The sequence below is a fragment of the candidate division WOR-3 bacterium genome (assembly GCA_039801365.1).
Taxonomy (GTDB): Bacteria; Hydrothermota; Tepidihabitantia; order Tepidihabitantales; family Tepidihabitantaceae; genus JBDRUN01.
Window position 1 is genome coordinate 1 of record JBDRUN010000058.1, and the last position, 16,615, is coordinate 16,615.

The window sequence follows — 16,615 nt, forward strand, 5'->3', positions numbered from 1 at the left end:
CTCTGTCCGAGCCCGCGCAAGCTGCGTGATGTCCAGATCAGACTCGCCCGGTCCGTTGGCCGTGGCGCATTCATCCCGCCTCGCTTTCTGACCCTGTTCGAACTTGCCCGCAATCTGCATGAGGAAACTGGCGCTACACGGCGGTTCCGAGACGAACTCAAGCCTTTGCTCGTCCAGAACCTGCTTGCGCAGAAAACCATGACCAAAGCCGCAGCCACGCCGTCCATCGGCTACTGCAGCGCGGTTGCCAACTTCATCCGCGACATGAAACTCGCTGCCGCCAATCGAGACCTCGAAACAACAAGACAGACCATTGCCGAGCTGCTTGATGCCTACGAGAAGCCGCGGACGCGCGCGCTCGAGGCTATTGACATCCTTGAACAGTACGATGCTGCGCTTCAGCGCAACGGCTGGTCTGACGACGAAGACATCCTGTCGCTGGCCGCAAGCCGGGCCGAAGCCGGTCCGGCGATTCCGCTGCTTGTACTCGACAGCTTTGTCGCGCCAACTCGGCTGGAGCAGGAGCTTATCACTGCGCTTCTGAATCGGGCTCAGAAAACGCTCGCCCTGTGCTACGGCGGTCCGGACAATGAACCAGCCTACAGGCTCGCTGCAGACTTCATCCGGTTCCTTGAGGCTCAGTCTTTCACCATCACCCGGCTGGAACCTCCGACCGCCCGGCCCGAGCCCTCACTTCTGCGCTTCAACTCCGCCGAAGATGAGCTAGCCGGCATTGCCCGGGACATAAAGCTACGCAGTCTCGCCAACGAGCTCGACCTCAAGGACACGATTGTTGCGCTGCCCGCGCTTGAAGCCTTTGCTCCGCTTGTTTCCCGTACGTTCCACGAATACGGCATACCTGCGACCGTCTATCCAGACCGGGAACTTACCACTTCACCGCCGGTAGTCGCAGCACTCAATCTCCTTGCCGCGCTGGAAACCGGTTACGAACGCACTCCGACGACCGCGGCTTTTGCCTCCGAGTTTCTGCCCGGGCTCTTACGCCTCAGCTCGGACCGCGACGACTCTGGCCGAGCCGCGGCCGCGGCTGCGCTGAACCGGGCTGCGCGCGAGGCCGGCATCATAAAGGATGCCGATTCCTGGCTTCACCTGTCCGAAAGGCTCAAACCCGAGTATGGGTTTGATAGTGACGAAGAGCGCTCCTTCGCCCGCGACTTGGAGAAGCGGGCAAAGCAGGCAATTCGCCTGGCCGAGACGATGATAGCTGGCGCCCGAACCCTTGGCGAGTACGCGGTACGGTTCAAGGAACTGCTCGGGGTTGCGGGCTTCTGCCGCAACTTGGACGCGCTGGAACCGAAGGCGAGTCTGCTGCTCGAGGACCGAGGCGAGCTGTATGATATCCTCGACTCGCTCGCCGGCTTCGAGGCCGACTTCGGTGCGCGGCCGGTTGACCTGTCTGAGTTCGCCAAGACCTTGAACTATCTCGTCAGCCTGTGCCGGCGCACGTCCGACCGGGCGCCGCGCGGGGTCCTGATTCTGTCTTTGGCTGAAACCCTCGGTCTTGAACCCGAACATCTATACCTGGGCGCGCTGACCGAATCAAGTCTTCCTTCCCGTTATCCAGTTGACCCGCTGTTGCCAGACTCGGTCAGGCGCGAGCTGGGCATGCCTGATATGAACTGGCACTTGGACCGCGAACGGTTTCACTTTGAACGAGCACGCCGAAGCAGTCAGACTTCGCCTTGGCTCAGCTACCACTCAGGAGCGGAAGGAAAGCTTGTTCTGCCCACACCCTTCCTCGAGCAGGAACCGGTTCAGGCCAAACCCGCCCCGGGGCTGTTTTCGCCTGCCGAGGAACAGCGCTACAATGGTTCCGAATCGGCAATCGTCCTGCCCGAGACCGTCCGACCGGTTGACTTCAGCAGCGACAAGGAAGTGCTTGCCACACTCGAGTCCAGGTTCGGTCCAAGCCGACACTTGAGCGTTACTCGGCTTGAGAAATATCGGGCCTGCCCATACTGCTTCTACGTGAGCGAAGTCCTCGGACTAGAACCGGTCGAGCCGCCGAAACTGAGTATCGAACCGCAGCAATGGGGACTCATCGTACACCGGGCCCTGGCCCGGCTGTACAAAGAAGGCCTGGTTCCTCTCGACAAGCTCAAGTCCAGCGCTCTGGCCAGCCTGGATGCGGTCATCGGCGAGTTCGGGCTCAACCGGTTCTGGACCGAGGTTACCCGCCGCCTGTTCGAGAACAGCATTGACGACATCGTCAAGTGCGAGGTTGGCTTGCGTGCTGAAGGATTCGAGCCGGCAGGCGTTGAGGTAACGCTACGTGGCGAGGCGGGCCCTGGAGTATTGGTCAAGGGTCGGCTTGATCGTTATGACTCTGACGGCAAACGATTACTGGTCCTTGACTACAAGACCGGCAGTTCCGGTGCGGTGAAACCACACGAAGTGATTGAGGACAGGACCCATCTTCAGCTCCCGGTCTACTGCCACCTGCTGAACACCGACCACAAGGACAAGACAATTGCCAATATGGGCATCTATTCCACGAGAGAGGCCAGGATTTACTGGCTGGCCGGAGACAAAGCCTCGGTCGAGGAACTCATCAGCGCTGCGCTTGCCAATGCGGTCGAAATCGCCCATCTTATCCGTGCCGGAAGCTTCCCCGCTCAACCGGCTGACATGAAAGAGGGGTGCAAAGATTGCCCCAATGCGTTTCTATGCGGTGAGTCTGCGTCGAAGAGAGACCGGGACTAGCAATGCTGAAGAGCCTCATAGTTGCGGCACCGGCCGGCTCGGGCAAGACTGAGGAACTGAGCAAGCGATACATCGAACTGCTCAAGAACGGTGTGGAACCGCAACGCATTCTTACCCTGACCTTCACTGACAAAGCCGCGGCCGAAATGAAGGACCGGATACTGAAGAGGCTGCGCGAGAAGCCAGAATATGGCGAGTTGTACCGCAAGGTCCGAGAGAACATTCTCCGACTGCGTATCTCCACCATTCATTCTTTCTGCCTCGGACTCCTGCGCCGGTTCGCACCTCACGTCGGACTAGACCCGGCACTCGAACCACTCGACGAGGCAGGTTCGGATGAGCTGTGGAACCAGGCGCTGTACGAGACCCTTGCCAGCATCGCGGCCGATCCGGACACCGAGGACTATCGCACCCTGATGGACCTGGTCGCCGCGAAGAAAAAGCAGGCGTGGGATGACCTGACGAAGCTGTTCGCAACCCTGTACAAGAAGCGCGTCGCGGTCGAGCGTGCCCGCGTCGAGCCGACGGCAGAAGACGACTATCACGCCCTACGTGCAGAACTGCTTGCCAGTCAGATTGGCCCTGGCAAGATTCCGAACTACCCCGGCCTTTTTCCGAAAGAGCTGTCAGCCGACACGGTTGACAGCATTTTGGCCCGACTGGATGAAAACCGCCTTGCCTTCTGCAACCAGGGTGGCGGCCCGATTCGCCGTGGCAAGGACAAGAAACTCGTCGCGTGGAACGAGCAGATGTACCGCTACTACAACACACTCAAGTCAATCAAGGACTACGCCGAGTTCGGCCGCATTCTCGACTTGTTCCAGCGCCGGTTTCTTGCCGCCTACGAGCACCGCAAACAGGAAGCCGGAGCCGTGGACTTCGTGGATATGGAGTACCGCGCCCTACAGATTATCTCCGAAGACGACCAATGGCAGAATATACTCCGCGCCTTCGACGAAGAAACAGACCACCTGCTTGTCGATGAGTTTCAGGACACCAGTTACCTACAATGGGCCATCATTGACAAGCTGACCGAAGAATGGCGCGCCGGCCGCGGGGCAAAAGCAGAGAAAGGAGTCGAACCGACCATCTTCATCGTCGGCGACGTGAAGCAATCCATCTACTTCTTCCGCGACGCCAAGGTCGAGGTATTCTCGGCAGTTGAGAACGACCTGCGTGCCAACCTGGGCAAGCGCCTCGAGAAGAAGACCATCGAGTACAACTATCGCAGTCTGCAGGCAATTGTGGACTTCACCAATGTGCTGTTCTCAAGATTGATGAGTCAGACTGGTCAGACAAGTCAGACTTCGACGCCCTGGCGCACGCCCTACGAACCGTTCAAGCGCGGCCGCAAGAACGATAAGCCGGGTCGAGTTGAGATACTGCTTGACCGCAGCGATGGGAACATGGACGTGCGGCGCCCCCTCGAAGCCGAGATGGTCTGCCGCCGCATCAATAGCCTGGTGGCTGGTCCTGAGCCGCTGACAATATACGAACGGCAGTCCAAGCCCGAGCTGCCTGAGATACCGCGTGTCTGCGGCTACGGAGACATCGCTATTCTGGTCCGCACCAACAAGCATCTGCACTTCCTCATTGACGCTTTGAACCGCCATCGCATTCCCTTTGTTGCGGTCGGTGGCGAAGGTTTCTATTCCGAACCCGAGGTCTGTCATGTCAAGAGCCTGCTTGCCTTTCTTGCTGACCCGGCCGACAACAACGCGCTCTACGCGCTGTTGCGGGGACCGCTTTTCTTGCTGCCCGAACGCGACATTCTGCTCGCCAATGCCGAGCCGGGTTCTTCTCTGTGGGAACGCCTTCAAGCATACGCTCAGAGAAATCCGGAAATCACATCGGTCGCTGCCGCACTCCGAAGCTGGCTTGGCCGGGTCAACTACGACAACCTCTCGACTATCATTGAACACGTGCTGACCGAACGCCGGGCTTGGACTTACTTCTGGGAAGAGCAGCGGGTGGCAAACATCCGCAAGTTCCTCCGCATTGTCGAACAATTCGAGCTGGAGGGACGACATCCGCTACGCATCGCCGAGTACTTCGAGGCCGCGCCGGAAGAGAAACGTGCCGACGTTAGCGTCGAGACTGGCAAAGCGGTTCAAATAATGACCGTTCACAAAGCCAAGGGTCTCCAGTTCCCCGTTGTCTTCTACACCGAGTGCGACAACTCTCTGGCGAATCGGAATGACAGACCGCTGTTCATCGAGGAACGTGGGCCAACGGAGGCGTGGGCCTCATACATCACCGACGCCGGCGCACGCAAAGAGAACAGGTTCTGGAGCGAATACTTCGAGAAGGAAGCTGAAGAGGAAAAGCGCGTGTTCTATGTTGCTTGCACGCGGGCAACTGACGCGCTGTTCCTGACCGGGGTTTGGGGCAAACACGGCAGCAGTTCCACCCTGTCCTGGCTCGAAGAGCATCTCGGACTCGCCGAGACCAAGGACGGATTCTGCCTCACCGAGAAAATCCCCGGTGTATACTGCCTCACTGCACAGGATATCCCTGCGGCTAACCCACCGAAGCCAGAGAAAAAGACCAGGCCCAAGTCCTTCATCGGCCAGCTCTCACCTGAACCTCCGCCATCTACTCGCGCCGTAACCCGTAACCTCGCCATTGACTTCAAGGAGTTCGGCGAGGAAGCAGTCGGAACCGGCGAGATTCTCCACAAAGTGCTGGAAGCAATCTCAAAGGGTAGACTGACAACCGAAGTCCCACAGCTCACCGCCGAAATCCAGCGACTCCTTCGCCTCGACGGTCTTGACCCCTCCCTGCACTCATCCATTCTGTCCACAGTGCAGGACCTGGAGCGTAACGAGTCGATCTGGAACATAGTGAAACCCCAGGCGAGGTCCGAGGCCGAACTGCCGGCCATGTACTGCGACGAGTCTGGCACGGTCTGGACCGCACGCATAGACCGTGTCATTGTCACCGAAGACGAGGTACGTATTTACGACTACAAGACATACTCAGTGGAAAAGAAGGAGATTCCCAGACTGGCCCGAGAGTACTACGAGGGTCAGCTTCGCTACTATGCCGAGGCCTGCCGCAAGCTGTATCCTGGGAAGAAGGTACGCACCTTCCTAATCTTCACCGCCCTGCCTCAGGTCGTCGAAACCGGCCTGCCCGACGCTTAGACCCTATTTTTGTATCACGACCTTGCGAACGAGCGGCCGCCCGCCGCCGGCTGCTGACCGTAGGAAGTACACGCCTGAACAGAGTCTGCTCACATCGTTCTCCCCCGGCTGAAGTTCCATCGCCTTTCGACCGGTGATGTCCAGCAACCAGCCTGCGCCCCAGTTACCTGCCAACGGCAGACGGCCGCGCACGATAGTCAACACAGGCCTGTTACTTGCCGCCTGCGGGCTCGGCCGTTGCTCCTTGACGCCGGTCATGCTGTCCCGGATTACCGAGATGCTGTTGGAAGCATAATTGGCTACGTAAATACGGTTTTGAACCGGATTGTGGGCTAAGGCGGTCGGCTCGGCACCGACCGCGATTGTTGCAATGACTTGGTCCGATGCGCCCTGAATGACGGTTACGGTGTTGCTGCCGTGATTGGCGCAATAGACCTTGTTGTTCAGCGGATTGTAGCATAGTGCAAACGGGTCGTCACCCACTTGAACGGTCGCAATCACCTGATTCGAAGCACCGTCTATTACAGTCACGGTCGAGTCACCTTCGTTAGCACAATAGACCTTGTTGTTCCACGTGTTGTAACAGAGCGCATAGGGATAAGTACCGGCTGGAACCGTGGTAATCACTTGATTCGTAACGCCATCTATCGCCGTCACGTCGCTTGAGTACATGTTTGCGGAGTAAACCGTGTTGGTCTGCGGGTTGTAGCACAGCGCACAGGGCCAGGACCCGACTCGTACGGTCGCGATGACCTGGTTCGACGTTGCATCAACTACTGATACGGTGTTGCCCATCGAGTTTGCTGTGTAAACCTTGTTACTCTGTGGATTGTAGCAAACCGCTCCGGGCCGGCTGCCAACTCCGATGGTCGCAATCAACGAGTCAGTCGCACCGTCAATTACAAACACGTTGTTATCCCGGCGGTTGGTGCAATACACCCTGTTGCCCTGGGGATTGTAGCATATGGCCCACGGGTCTTGGCCCAGGGCCCTGGTACCGCTAGCTTGGTTGGTCTCGCAGTCAATTATCGTCATATTGTTATCGCCGACATTGATGCAGTAAACCTTGTTATTCTGGGGATTGAAACACAAGTCCCAGGGCAACCAGCCTGCGCTGACCGTCGCTATCACCCGATTCGATAGCCCGCTAATAACGCTCACATTCTGACTACCATGATTGGCTACATAAGCCGTGTTGGTCTGCGGGTTATAACACAAGGCCCGAGGTTCAGTCCCGGCGGTAACCGTCACCGTCGCCAGCCTCTGAAGCGACGCACCGTCAAGTACCGTGACGCTATGGCTACCCCAGTCCGCGGTATAGACCCGGTTGCACCGGGGATTGTAGCACACCGACTGCGGCCCGGTGCCAACCGGAACCGTTGTATCTGCCTGGTTCGACGTACCATCAATCACCGTCATGCTGTTATCCCAGTAGTTCGCGCAGCAGACCTTATTGTTCCGGGAGTTGTAGCACAGCCCAATCGGTCCGGAACCGACCCGCACGTCCGCAATAATGCTGTCTCCCTCGCCGTCAATCACGGTCACGGTCTGGTAGGTATGGTTTGCGCAATAGACCTTGTTGTTCTGGGGATTGTAGCACAATGCGATCGGCTCGGCTCCGGTCATCATCGTAGTAATTACCTGATTTGACGCACCGTCAATGATTGTCACGTGGGGTCCGAGCTGACTGGCGCAATAGACCTTGTTGTTCTGGGGATTGTAACAGAGTGCGCGCGGCCACGTACCAGCCGGAACCGTAGCGATGACCGTGTCGGCCGCACCGTCAATCACGGTCACGCTGTTGCTGTTGTAGTTCGCGGTATAGACCTTGTTGTTCTGGGAATTATAGCACAGGGCACGGGGCGAAGCGCCGACCCGTACCGTGGCAGTGACCTGATTCGTCACTCCGTCAATCACAGTCACAGTACTGTCACCGCTGTTGGCGCAATAGACCTTGTTGTTCTGGGAATTATAGCACAGGGCACGGGGCTCAGTGCCGGCGGCGGCAGCAGCAACAACCGTATCAGCCGCTCCATCAATCACGGTGACGTTGCTGCTTGCCCGATTCGCGACGTAGACCTTGTTATTCCGGTGGTTGCGGCACAGGGCCGATGGCCAACCACCGACACCAACGGTGGCGATAACATAGTTCGAGTCACCGTCAATCACGGTCAGATTATCGCTGCCCAAGTTCGCGCAATAGACCTTGTTGGCGGCAGAGTCACTGACCAGCGCCCATGGTTGATTCATCCGTGCCCCGATGTAGATTGTCGTCTCCAGCCACTGGGCCGGCGAAGTTGCGGCCGATAGGCACACAAGCAGGGCGATGTTGATGTTGCGCATCGAGCCTCCTTACGAAATCATACTAGGCCAAAGATGAGGAACTGTCAAGGCATTGACACCAATGACCAATCAAGGACCGGGCACTGCCACAAACCGTGGTATGCCGTGCTGCCGCATGGAGAACCACCCGGACTCGACACGATCACGCCGGGAAAGGAAAAGCAAAATCTGACTTCAGACGCACAAGAACAGGCCGAACAGCACTTCCGAGAAACATAACCCACGCCACCCCAGGATGTTAGACTGGTTGCAGGTTGCCTGGGACAGATGCCCGGGGCCCGTTGCACGAAACGGCAGTTGAATGACAAGGGCTAACAAGACCTAACGCTAGCGCTTTCAGCCAGTTGCGACAGAATCCGAGGCCGATAATTCAAGGGTAGGGGTCGCCGGGGAGGCGGCTATCCCCGGAGCCAGAGCCGATGCATGCTCCGGAGCTTGTTCCGGAGCGCAAACCGCAGCTTCTTCCGAAGCGGGTTCCCAAGCTGGTTGCGGAGCTTGCCCCCATGCGGCTTCTGGGGCCTGTTCCGGAGCGGTCTTCGGAGCCCGTGCTGATGCGGAATCCGAGGCCGGTCGCGAAGTCCTTGCCCATGCCCTTGTTTCAGCTCGTGTCGAAGCCCTGCAATCCGCCCGTTCCTGAGCTTCTGCTCCTGCGGACTCTGCCGAAGCCGAGGTCTGATCAGGTGCTGGCAGTTGTTTGACTCCGCTACCTCGGCCGGAGCGTGGCGACCGGCACGACCATCTCGCCAAGCGAGATACCGCCGTGCTGATAGCTCATCTTGTACGTCTTCTCGTACTGCTTCAGCTTTGTAGGATAAATGAAGTAGTAGTCCGAGAAGGCTATCGCGATGTTGCTCGACGTATGCTCTGCTGGCAGCGCGAATACCGCCGGCTCGCGCAGCAGGAGCGCCGTCCGCTCGTCCACCCGCAGTGCGCCGCCGAACTTATAGCGCAGGTTTGGTGATATTTCCCGGCCGCCGTGGATAACCGTGGGCCGCTTCACCCGGATGAAGCCGTGGTCAGAGGTGATAACGACGCGGCAATCAAGTCGAGCCAGCGATTTAAGGAGCGTGAAAACCGCCGAGGAAGAGAACCAGACGCGGGTCATCGCGACCAATGCCTGGTCGTTCGGGATGATTTCGTCCAGAACCTGCGTTGTCTTGACCGAATGGATGAGCTGATCAAGGAAGTTGAATACCAGTACGGTGAAACGGACGCCGGAGTCAAGCAACGCTCCCCTTTCCCGCTGAAGGTCGTCGCTTGAGGGAGCCTTGACGAATGTGAACCGGCCGGTGAATCGGAGCCGGCGCAGGTACTCGGTCAACAGTTCCTTCTCGAACCGGTTCTGGCCTGATTCATCGAATACCCAGTATTGCGGGTATTGCCGCAGAATATCAAGCGGTAGCAGTCCGGAGAAGATGGCGTTACGGGCGTACGGCGTGGCACTGGGCAACAGCGCACAGTAGTAACGGGTCTCAACTTCGAAGTAGTCGCGCAGCAGCGGCGTAATTGCCTCCCACTGGTCAAGCCGCATCGAATCGAACACAAGAAGGTAAGTGGGCCGGTCTTCCCAGTGCGGCCGGACAAACTCCTCGATGAACCGGTGTGACAGCACCGGCGTGTTGTCCGAGACCGGCAACCCGCGACTCGTGACTTGTGATTTTGCCGTGAGCCATCGCTTGTACTCGGCCAGGACGAATCTTGTGAACTCCTCGTTCGCCCGCTGCCACCGGTCCTCCTGAATTTCATTGAGTGCCGCGTCGCCGTAGCGACCCAGAACATTCTGCCAGTAGAACAGACTGCGGCAATACTCAACCCACGCCGGCCAGGTCGAAAGGTCACGTGACTGGTTCATCGCGGCCATGAACTGCTGACCCATTCGCTCGGCCACGAGCCGACGCTTGTCCAGAAGCCGCTTCAGCACCGCGAGCAACTGGGCCGGCGTGAACGGTTTGATAAGAAAGTCGTCCACCATGTCGCCGTACGCTTCGTTGACCACCGCCTCATCATCGGACTTCGTTACCATCGTCACAAGCAGGTTCGGGTCGGTCTGTTTCAGCCGGCGCAGCACCTCAAGCCCCTGCATCCCGGCCATTATCTGGTCCAGAAGCACGAGATCGAACTCACGCTGCTGCGCCAGCTCAAGTCCGTCCAGTCCATTGGTCGCGGTCTCAACTTCATAGCCTTTATCTCGGAGTGCGTAGATGAAAGGCCGCAGAAGGTCTATTTCGTCGTCAATCCAGAGAATCCTCATGCCTACTCCACATCGGTCACAGCGGCACTATTGCCTTACCACCGGTAGTAAGATCGAGAATACGGTCCGACCCGGCCTTGATTCTTTCAGCACTAGCCGGCCCCGGTGATAGTCCTCAACGATTCGCTTGGCCAGCGCGAGACCAACACCCCAGCCGTGCTTCTTGGTCGTGACCCCGGGCTCGAATATCTTCTCGACCTTCACGCCCTCACCGGTATCCCGCACCTCGACTTCAAGCGCCCTGCCGTTGTCTGCCGGCGCGGCACTGACCGCAATCTCGCCCTCGCGTGCACCGATGGCATCAACGCTGTTCCGCAAGAGGTTCTCGAGCGTCCAGGACAACAGAACCTCGTCAACTAGCACCTGAGGGTCGGCCAGGACCGTCAAGTTGAACCGAATTGACCTTGGTGCCCGGCGCCGCACAAACTCGACCGACCGCCTGAGTATCGCACCGAGCGGCTGCGGACTCAGCTTGGGTGGCAAGCCGATTCGGCTGAACCGGTCAAGGATCTCTCGCATTCGCTCGAGGTCCTGGCTCATTGCCTCCATCACCTCGCGCTTGTCGTCGGTGCGCAGCATCTCGGCCCAGGCCGTGAACGAGGACAAAGGCGTTGCGAGCTGATGGGCGGTTTCCTTGGCCAGCGCGGTCCAGATATGCTCCTGCTCCCGACGCTTGTAAACAAGGATGCCCCAGACCCCGACCGTCACAAACCCGACAAGCAACAGCACCTGCAGAACCGAGAAGAACCGGAGTGAACGGACCGAATCGGTCAGACTGGCATTCAGCCGGCGGAGCACAAGCGCCGAGTTCGACAGGCCGTAGTGAATCTCGCCGAGCTGCCGGGTAGAGTCACCGTCTACGACCAAGAGTGGAATCGAGCGGTGCTGGGTATCAAGCTCGGCAACAAGTCGCGCCAGCTCCTCTGGCCTCGGATTCTCGACGCCGAGGTTTCGGTAGGAAATCGGCTTTCCTTCACGGTCGGTGATAATCACTGGGAAGTCAATCTTCTTGATGACTTCCTCGAAGATGATGTCGAGTTCAGGCGACCCCCCGGAGGAAGGCTCGGTTATCCGGCTCATGAACTTCGCATAGATGCTCGTTCGGACCTGGGTGTCGTTCTCCAGTTGCACCGCCAGGTTGCCCGCGTAGTCCCGCCACAGCCGGGACAGCCGTATCAACAGGAACTGGGAATAGAAGAACCAAAATCCGCCTACTGCCAGTATTCCAATAATGAAATAGAGCTGAAGCATGCGGGCGCTGAAGCTCAGACCGGTTCTGAAACGCATTGGCTGTGCGCTCAGGGAATACTAGGACGGGCATTCTTCACTGTCAAGCCGACCGGGAGCCGCACCCATTCGTCCAGGGAAGCGATCGCTGAACCATTATCCCGGCTTGACCGGTGCCGTAGCGTGAACTAAGATGAACCAAAGGAGCACCCCTTGAAGAAATGGGAATATAAGTTCGTCTGGATCGACATTCACATGAGCCCGGTCCTACTGATGGCACGCTGGGGCGTCCAGGTGCCGGGCGAGAGCAAAGCTCGGAGTTCGATGGAAGGCGTCGAACAGTACGTCACTGAACTGGGCGCGCAGGGATGGGAACTGGTCTCCGTAATAAACGGCACAAACCAAGATGGCATCATCACCAAGGCGATCCTGTTCTTCAAACGCCCGGTAATCGAAGCAGTTGCCCCTGAAGCGTGAAGACCGTCTTCAGTGTGAACAGCCATGAGATTCAACTGGGTTGACCTGCTGTCAATTGCGCTTGTGGCCGGTGTCGGCGGAGTCCAGTTCACACGCGGCATCAAGGACCTGTCGAGAGTATTCTACGAAGCAGTGTTTCTCATTGCCGCGGTCATCGCCGCGAGCCGGCTCTTCGACTTGACCGAGCGTGCACTCAGTATCAAACCATTTATCGCATTTGCCGGTGTCTTCGTACTTGCGGCTGCACTCGGCATCTGGCTTGCCAATCTTCTGAACCGGGTCTTGGCGTTCGACATGGGCGGCTTCAATTACCTGTTCGCTCTGGGTCTTGGCGTAGTCTGCGGCTGGGTCATCGGCCACGCGGTGCTTCGTTCATTGTACCTTGCCCTGTCCGGCAACAAGGAGCAATTAGTGACCGTGCACCGCTCCTGGATGGCAAGCCAGCTTCTGTTCTTCGGTGCCTTCCGGGAATTCCTCGTTATCCTGCGGTTTGCACGCTATAGCAACGTGCCAGAGTAACCAACGGACGCTGAGCTAAAGGCCCTTCTCAAAAACTCGGTAGCGCTTGTAAACCCGGGCACCGAGTTCACGGTCGAAGTCGTTAATCAGGCGGTTGTCCTCTAGATTCCAGGAAAGCTCACACCAGTGGTAACCTTTCTTGCGCATGAACTGCTCGGTCTCATAGAACAGTAGCACCGGCAGACCTAGCCGCCGGTACTCGGCCTTGAACCCGAAGACCAGCGCCCGGGCACCACTGACCCGACGCCGGTAGTAGAGGAACCTGATGCTGCCAACTAGGCCAAGCCTGCCGCCAAGGTGGCTCAGTACCTGGTTGATATCCGGCAGGGTAATCGAAAGCCCGGCCGGTTTGCCGTCATAGAAGGCAAGAAGCACCATCTCCGGTTGAGCGAACACCTTGAGCTGCTCGGCCATCAAGTCCATCTCAGCATCGGTCATTGGCGAGAACCCCCAGTTTTTCTGCCAGGACTCGTTGTACAGCTCTTTGATGATTGTCATCTCGTGCTTCAGGTCCTTCATGTTGACCGGCCGGACTGTGATACGCGGGTTCTCGCGCAGTTTGCGGGCAAGATTGGCGAGCCGTTCAGGCATCGGCGTGGTCGCGTACTTGATAAAGGCAAGCAGGTCCTTGGCCTTGCAAAAGCCGGCGGCCTCGACTAGTCTCGGATAGTACGGTGGGTTGTAAGGCATCATGATGACCGGCGGCCGGTCAAATCCCTGGACCAGGAATCCCCATTCGTCGTTCGAAGAAGGACTCATCGGTCCCCGCATCATGTTCATACCCTGATTGCGCACCCAGCCGGTTGCCGCACCAAGCAGTACCTCAGCAACCTCCTGGTCTTCGACCGTCTCGAAGAAACCGAATGAGCCAAGCTTCTCGTTCCACAGGTTGTTGTAGTTGTCGTCCACCTGGGCGCTGATGCGGCCAACTATCTCACCGTTCCGCTCCGCTAGAAACAGCGTCCGGCGCGCGTGTTGCCAGAACGGATGATGCTCACAGTCGAGCAGCTTCTTCACTTCCTGCTTCAGCGGCGGCACCCAGTTGTGGTCATTTGCGTATATCCTACGAGGGAAGTCAAGAAAAACTTCAAGCTGGCCCGGGGTTCGAACCTCAACTATGCTGACCATGACCGCAGGATATTCTTACCGTGCTGAGTGGACACTGTCAAGCCCGTCGGGCGGTGAGTACCGCACCGCTAGGCTGCTCGTCGCGAGTGGCCCAGTGCGCCAACTAGGTCAATCGCTGAGACCGGGCAGACCTTGCGACACTCGCCACAGCCGATGCACCGCTCGGCAATGACGCGGTGCTGTTTTCCCGCTTCGCCCTCAATTGCCTTGAACTGGCACACATTGATACAGGCTTGGCAGCCGTTGCAATTTGGGTTTATTGTGGCTTTAGGCCGGCCCGGTGCGCGGTCGACAAACGACTTCGTCGGGCACTTGTGCACGCAGATACCGCAGTCAATGCACTTGGTAAAGTCCATCACTGGTAGGTTGTCAACAAGCGTAAGCGCCCCTACCGGACAGGACTTGACGCACACGCCACAGGCGATACAGCCGACCCGGCACACTTCCTTGACCCGGCGGCCCCGGTCGTGTGAGGCACAAGCAAGGAATACCAGTTTAGACCGGGGCAGGAGCGCAAGCGTCTGCTTGGGACACTCGCGAACGCACCGGCCGCAGCCGGTGCAGCGCTTCTCGTCAACTACTGGCAGACCGTTTTCGCCAATCCTGATTGCACTGAACGGACACACCGAAACGCAGTGGCCCATGCCGATACAGCCGTAGATGCAGGCCTTTGGTCCACCGAGTAGGAGCGCGGCCTGTCGGCAGTTGTACGTTCCTTCGTAACGGAACCGTCGTGGCGCCTCAGCCCGGCCACCCCGGCAGACGAGAACTGCGACCATTGGTTCGGCCGCAACCGCTTCCTGGCCCATGATTTCGCCGATCCGTGCCGCAACTGCCGGACCGCCAACTGTGCAGGCGTTCACTGCCGCCTTGCCAGCAGCCACCGCCGCCGCATAGCCGTCGCAGCCTGGAAAACCGCATGCCCCGCAGTTGGCCCCAGGCAGCGCGGCTCGAACCGCGGCCTCGCGCTCATCCGCCTTTACCGCCAGCTTCATCGAAGCGATGACCAGAATCGCTGCAATCACCAGTCCGAGCCCACCCAGGCCGGCAACCGCTTTGGCAACTAGAACGAAATCCAAGAATAACTCCTACAACGCAATCCCGAACAGGGACGCAAACCCCAGAAACGCTAGTGAGACAAGTGAAGCGGCAACGAAAGCGATCGGGTAGCCGGCGAACGAGGGTGAGACCGGCGCGTCCTCAAGCCGCTCACGGATTGCCGCAAACAGGGTGATTGCCAGCGCAAACCCGGCTGCGGTGCCAAGCGCAAATACCGTCGCCTGAAACAGGTTGAACCGGTAGTCAATGTTCAGGAATGTCACCGCCAGAATCGCGCAGTTCGTCGTGATGAGCGGCAGATAGATGCCCATCGCCGAATACAGCGCACGGACGTACTTTTTCAGAACCATCTCGACAAATTGAACCAGGCCGGCAATAACCAGGATGAAAACCGCCGTGCGCAAGAACACAAGGCCGAGCGGCGCAAGCAGGACGTGATACAATAGCCACGAAACCCACGCCGCAAGCAACATGACGAAAAGCACCGCCGCCGACATGCCGACCGAAGTACTAAGCGAAGTCGAAACCCCGAAGAACGGACACAGCCCGATGAAGCGCATTAGGAGAATGTTGTTGACAAGAAAGGCCCCCATGAAAATCTGGGCTGGATTGAGCTTCATGACCCACGCCTCCCTTCTCGCTGCAGTTTGTTGACCAGGGCCTTGAGCACGCCGATGAGAAAGAAGGCACCGGGCGGAAAGGTCATGAATAGCACCGGCGCAGCCCGGAAAGCATCAGGCGTGACCGGCATCCCGAACCAGGTGCCGGCGGCGAAAATCTCACGCAGGCTGCCCATCACGAACATGACGAGCGCATACCCGGCCGACTTGCCCAACGCATCGAGCAGGGAATCGAATACGCCATGGCCGTAGGCAAACGCCTCAGCCCGGCCAAGAATGATGCAGTTGACAACAATCAGCGGCACGAAGACGCCGAGCACACGGTAGAGCGCCGGCTGGTAGGCTTGGAGTACGTAGTCAATGATCGTAACGAAAGTGGAGATAACGATAATAAAAATTGGTATTCGGACCGAATCGGGCACGAGCCGGCGCACTAGCGACACGACCACATTCGACCCGACCAGCACAAACGTCACCGCCGCGGCCATGCCCAATGCATCGCGGGCAGAAATACTGGTAGCCAGGGTCGGACACAGGCCGATCATCAGAATCAGAACCGGATTCTCCCGAATGATTCCGGCAGTGAAATAGGACCAGCGGGACGGCCGGCTCGGCATCATGGCTTCGGCTCCTGAGGAACCGCTAACCCGGGAACAGCTCCGCTGGCTCCGGCTGGTCGGAAGTCGTACTTCTCCAACCCGTGTTTCAGACCGTTCAGTACCGCACGGGTTGTTATCGTGGCGCCGGTGATCGCATCAATCGAACCGCCGTCTTTTCTGAGTTTCAATTCCGAAGTAGTCTTACCAAGAAACTGCTGCCCAAACCACGGTTCCAGAACTTTGAGCCCAAGACCCGGTGTCTCTTTGAGGCCCTCGGCCGCACCGGCAAATCGTATCCCGACAATCCAGCCCGCGGTATCAACCCCGGCCAGAACCGGAACCGGCCCGCCATATCCTCGGCTCGCAACCCGCATGACAATACCGACCTTGCTGCCGGCCTCGTCCAGGCCGACCCACAGTGAATCGTGCTCTTGGGTCTGAAATGTCCTGGCCTGAGGCAGCACCTGACTCAGCGCTGCACTTGTTGCCTCTTCCTGCTGCCTGGCAATCTTCGGCCTGGTC

At 58.4% G+C, this 16,615-nt stretch carries 12 protein-coding genes; 4 read left to right on the forward strand and 8 right to left on the reverse strand.

The features are described 5' to 3' along the window. On the forward strand, positions 1-2,724 hold a 2,724-nt coding region (locus ABIL25_07780; GenBank protein MEO0082173.1), incomplete at its 5' end, for a PD-(D/E)XK nuclease family protein. A gap of 2 nt (positions 2,725-2,726) precedes the next feature. Then, complete coding sequence (locus ABIL25_07785; protein ID MEO0082174.1) at positions 2,727-5,870, forward strand: UvrD-helicase domain-containing protein; 3,144 nt, start codon at positions 2,727-2,729, stop codon at positions 5,868-5,870. A 3-nt stretch (positions 5,871-5,873) separates the two neighbouring features. Here the strand turns inward: ABIL25_07785 and ABIL25_07790 are convergent, their stop codons facing one another. The 3 genes from ABIL25_07790 to ABIL25_07800 form a co-directional block, all read right to left on the reverse strand. Continuing rightward, entirely contained in the window at positions 5,874-8,213 is a 2,340-nt protein-coding gene (locus ABIL25_07790; protein MEO0082175.1) for a beta-propeller fold lactonase family protein, read from the reverse strand. Between the two features lie 703 nt (positions 8,214-8,916). Continuing rightward, complete coding sequence (locus ABIL25_07795; GenBank protein MEO0082176.1) at positions 8,917-10,464, reverse strand: response regulator; 1,548 nt, start codon at positions 10,462-10,464, stop codon at positions 8,917-8,919. Between the two features lie 27 nt (positions 10,465-10,491). Further along, a complete protein-coding gene (locus ABIL25_07800; GenBank protein MEO0082177.1) occupies positions 10,492-11,751 on the reverse strand; it encodes a HAMP domain-containing sensor histidine kinase in 1,260 nt (419 codons plus the stop codon). A gap of 153 nt (positions 11,752-11,904) precedes the next feature. Here ABIL25_07800 and ABIL25_07805 point away from each other — a divergent pair, with 153 nt between their 5' ends. Then, on the forward strand, positions 11,905-12,168 hold the full coding sequence (locus tag ABIL25_07805) for a DUF4177 domain-containing protein (GenBank protein ID MEO0082178.1): 264 nt from the start codon (positions 11,905-11,907) through the stop codon (positions 12,166-12,168). A 24-nt stretch (positions 12,169-12,192) separates the two neighbouring features. Next, entirely contained in the window at positions 12,193-12,687 is a 495-nt protein-coding gene (locus ABIL25_07810) for a hypothetical protein (protein MEO0082179.1), read from the forward strand. Positions 12,688-12,702: 15 nt separating this feature from the next. Here the strand turns inward: ABIL25_07810 and ABIL25_07815 are convergent, their stop codons facing one another. From ABIL25_07815 to ABIL25_07835, 5 genes are all read right to left on the reverse strand, one after another. Then, positions 12,703-13,815 (reverse strand): acyl-CoA N-acyltransferase, encoded by a 1,113-nt coding sequence (locus ABIL25_07815; protein MEO0082180.1) that lies wholly within the window; start codon positions 13,813-13,815, stop codon positions 12,703-12,705. 68 nt (positions 13,816-13,883) lie between these two features. Continuing rightward, complete coding sequence (locus tag ABIL25_07820; GenBank protein ID MEO0082181.1) at positions 13,884-14,894, reverse strand: 4Fe-4S binding protein; 1,011 nt, start codon at positions 14,892-14,894, stop codon at positions 13,884-13,886. Positions 14,895-14,903: 9 nt separating this feature from the next. Further along, positions 14,904-15,494 carry an RnfABCDGE type electron transport complex subunit A gene (locus tag ABIL25_07825; protein MEO0082182.1) on the reverse strand — a complete coding sequence of 197 codons (591 nt, stop codon included), beginning with the start codon at positions 15,492-15,494 and terminating at the stop codon, positions 14,904-14,906. Further along, on the reverse strand, positions 15,491-16,114 hold the full coding sequence (locus ABIL25_07830; protein MEO0082183.1) for an RnfABCDGE type electron transport complex subunit E: 624 nt from the start codon (positions 16,112-16,114) through the stop codon (positions 15,491-15,493). Before ABIL25_07830 ends, ABIL25_07825 begins: the two co-directional genes overlap by 4 nt. Next, positions 16,111-16,615, reverse strand: a 505-nt coding sequence (locus ABIL25_07835) for an FMN-binding protein (protein MEO0082184.1), incomplete at its 5' end; no start/stop codon positions are given. The genes ABIL25_07830 and ABIL25_07835, both read right to left, overlap by 4 nt.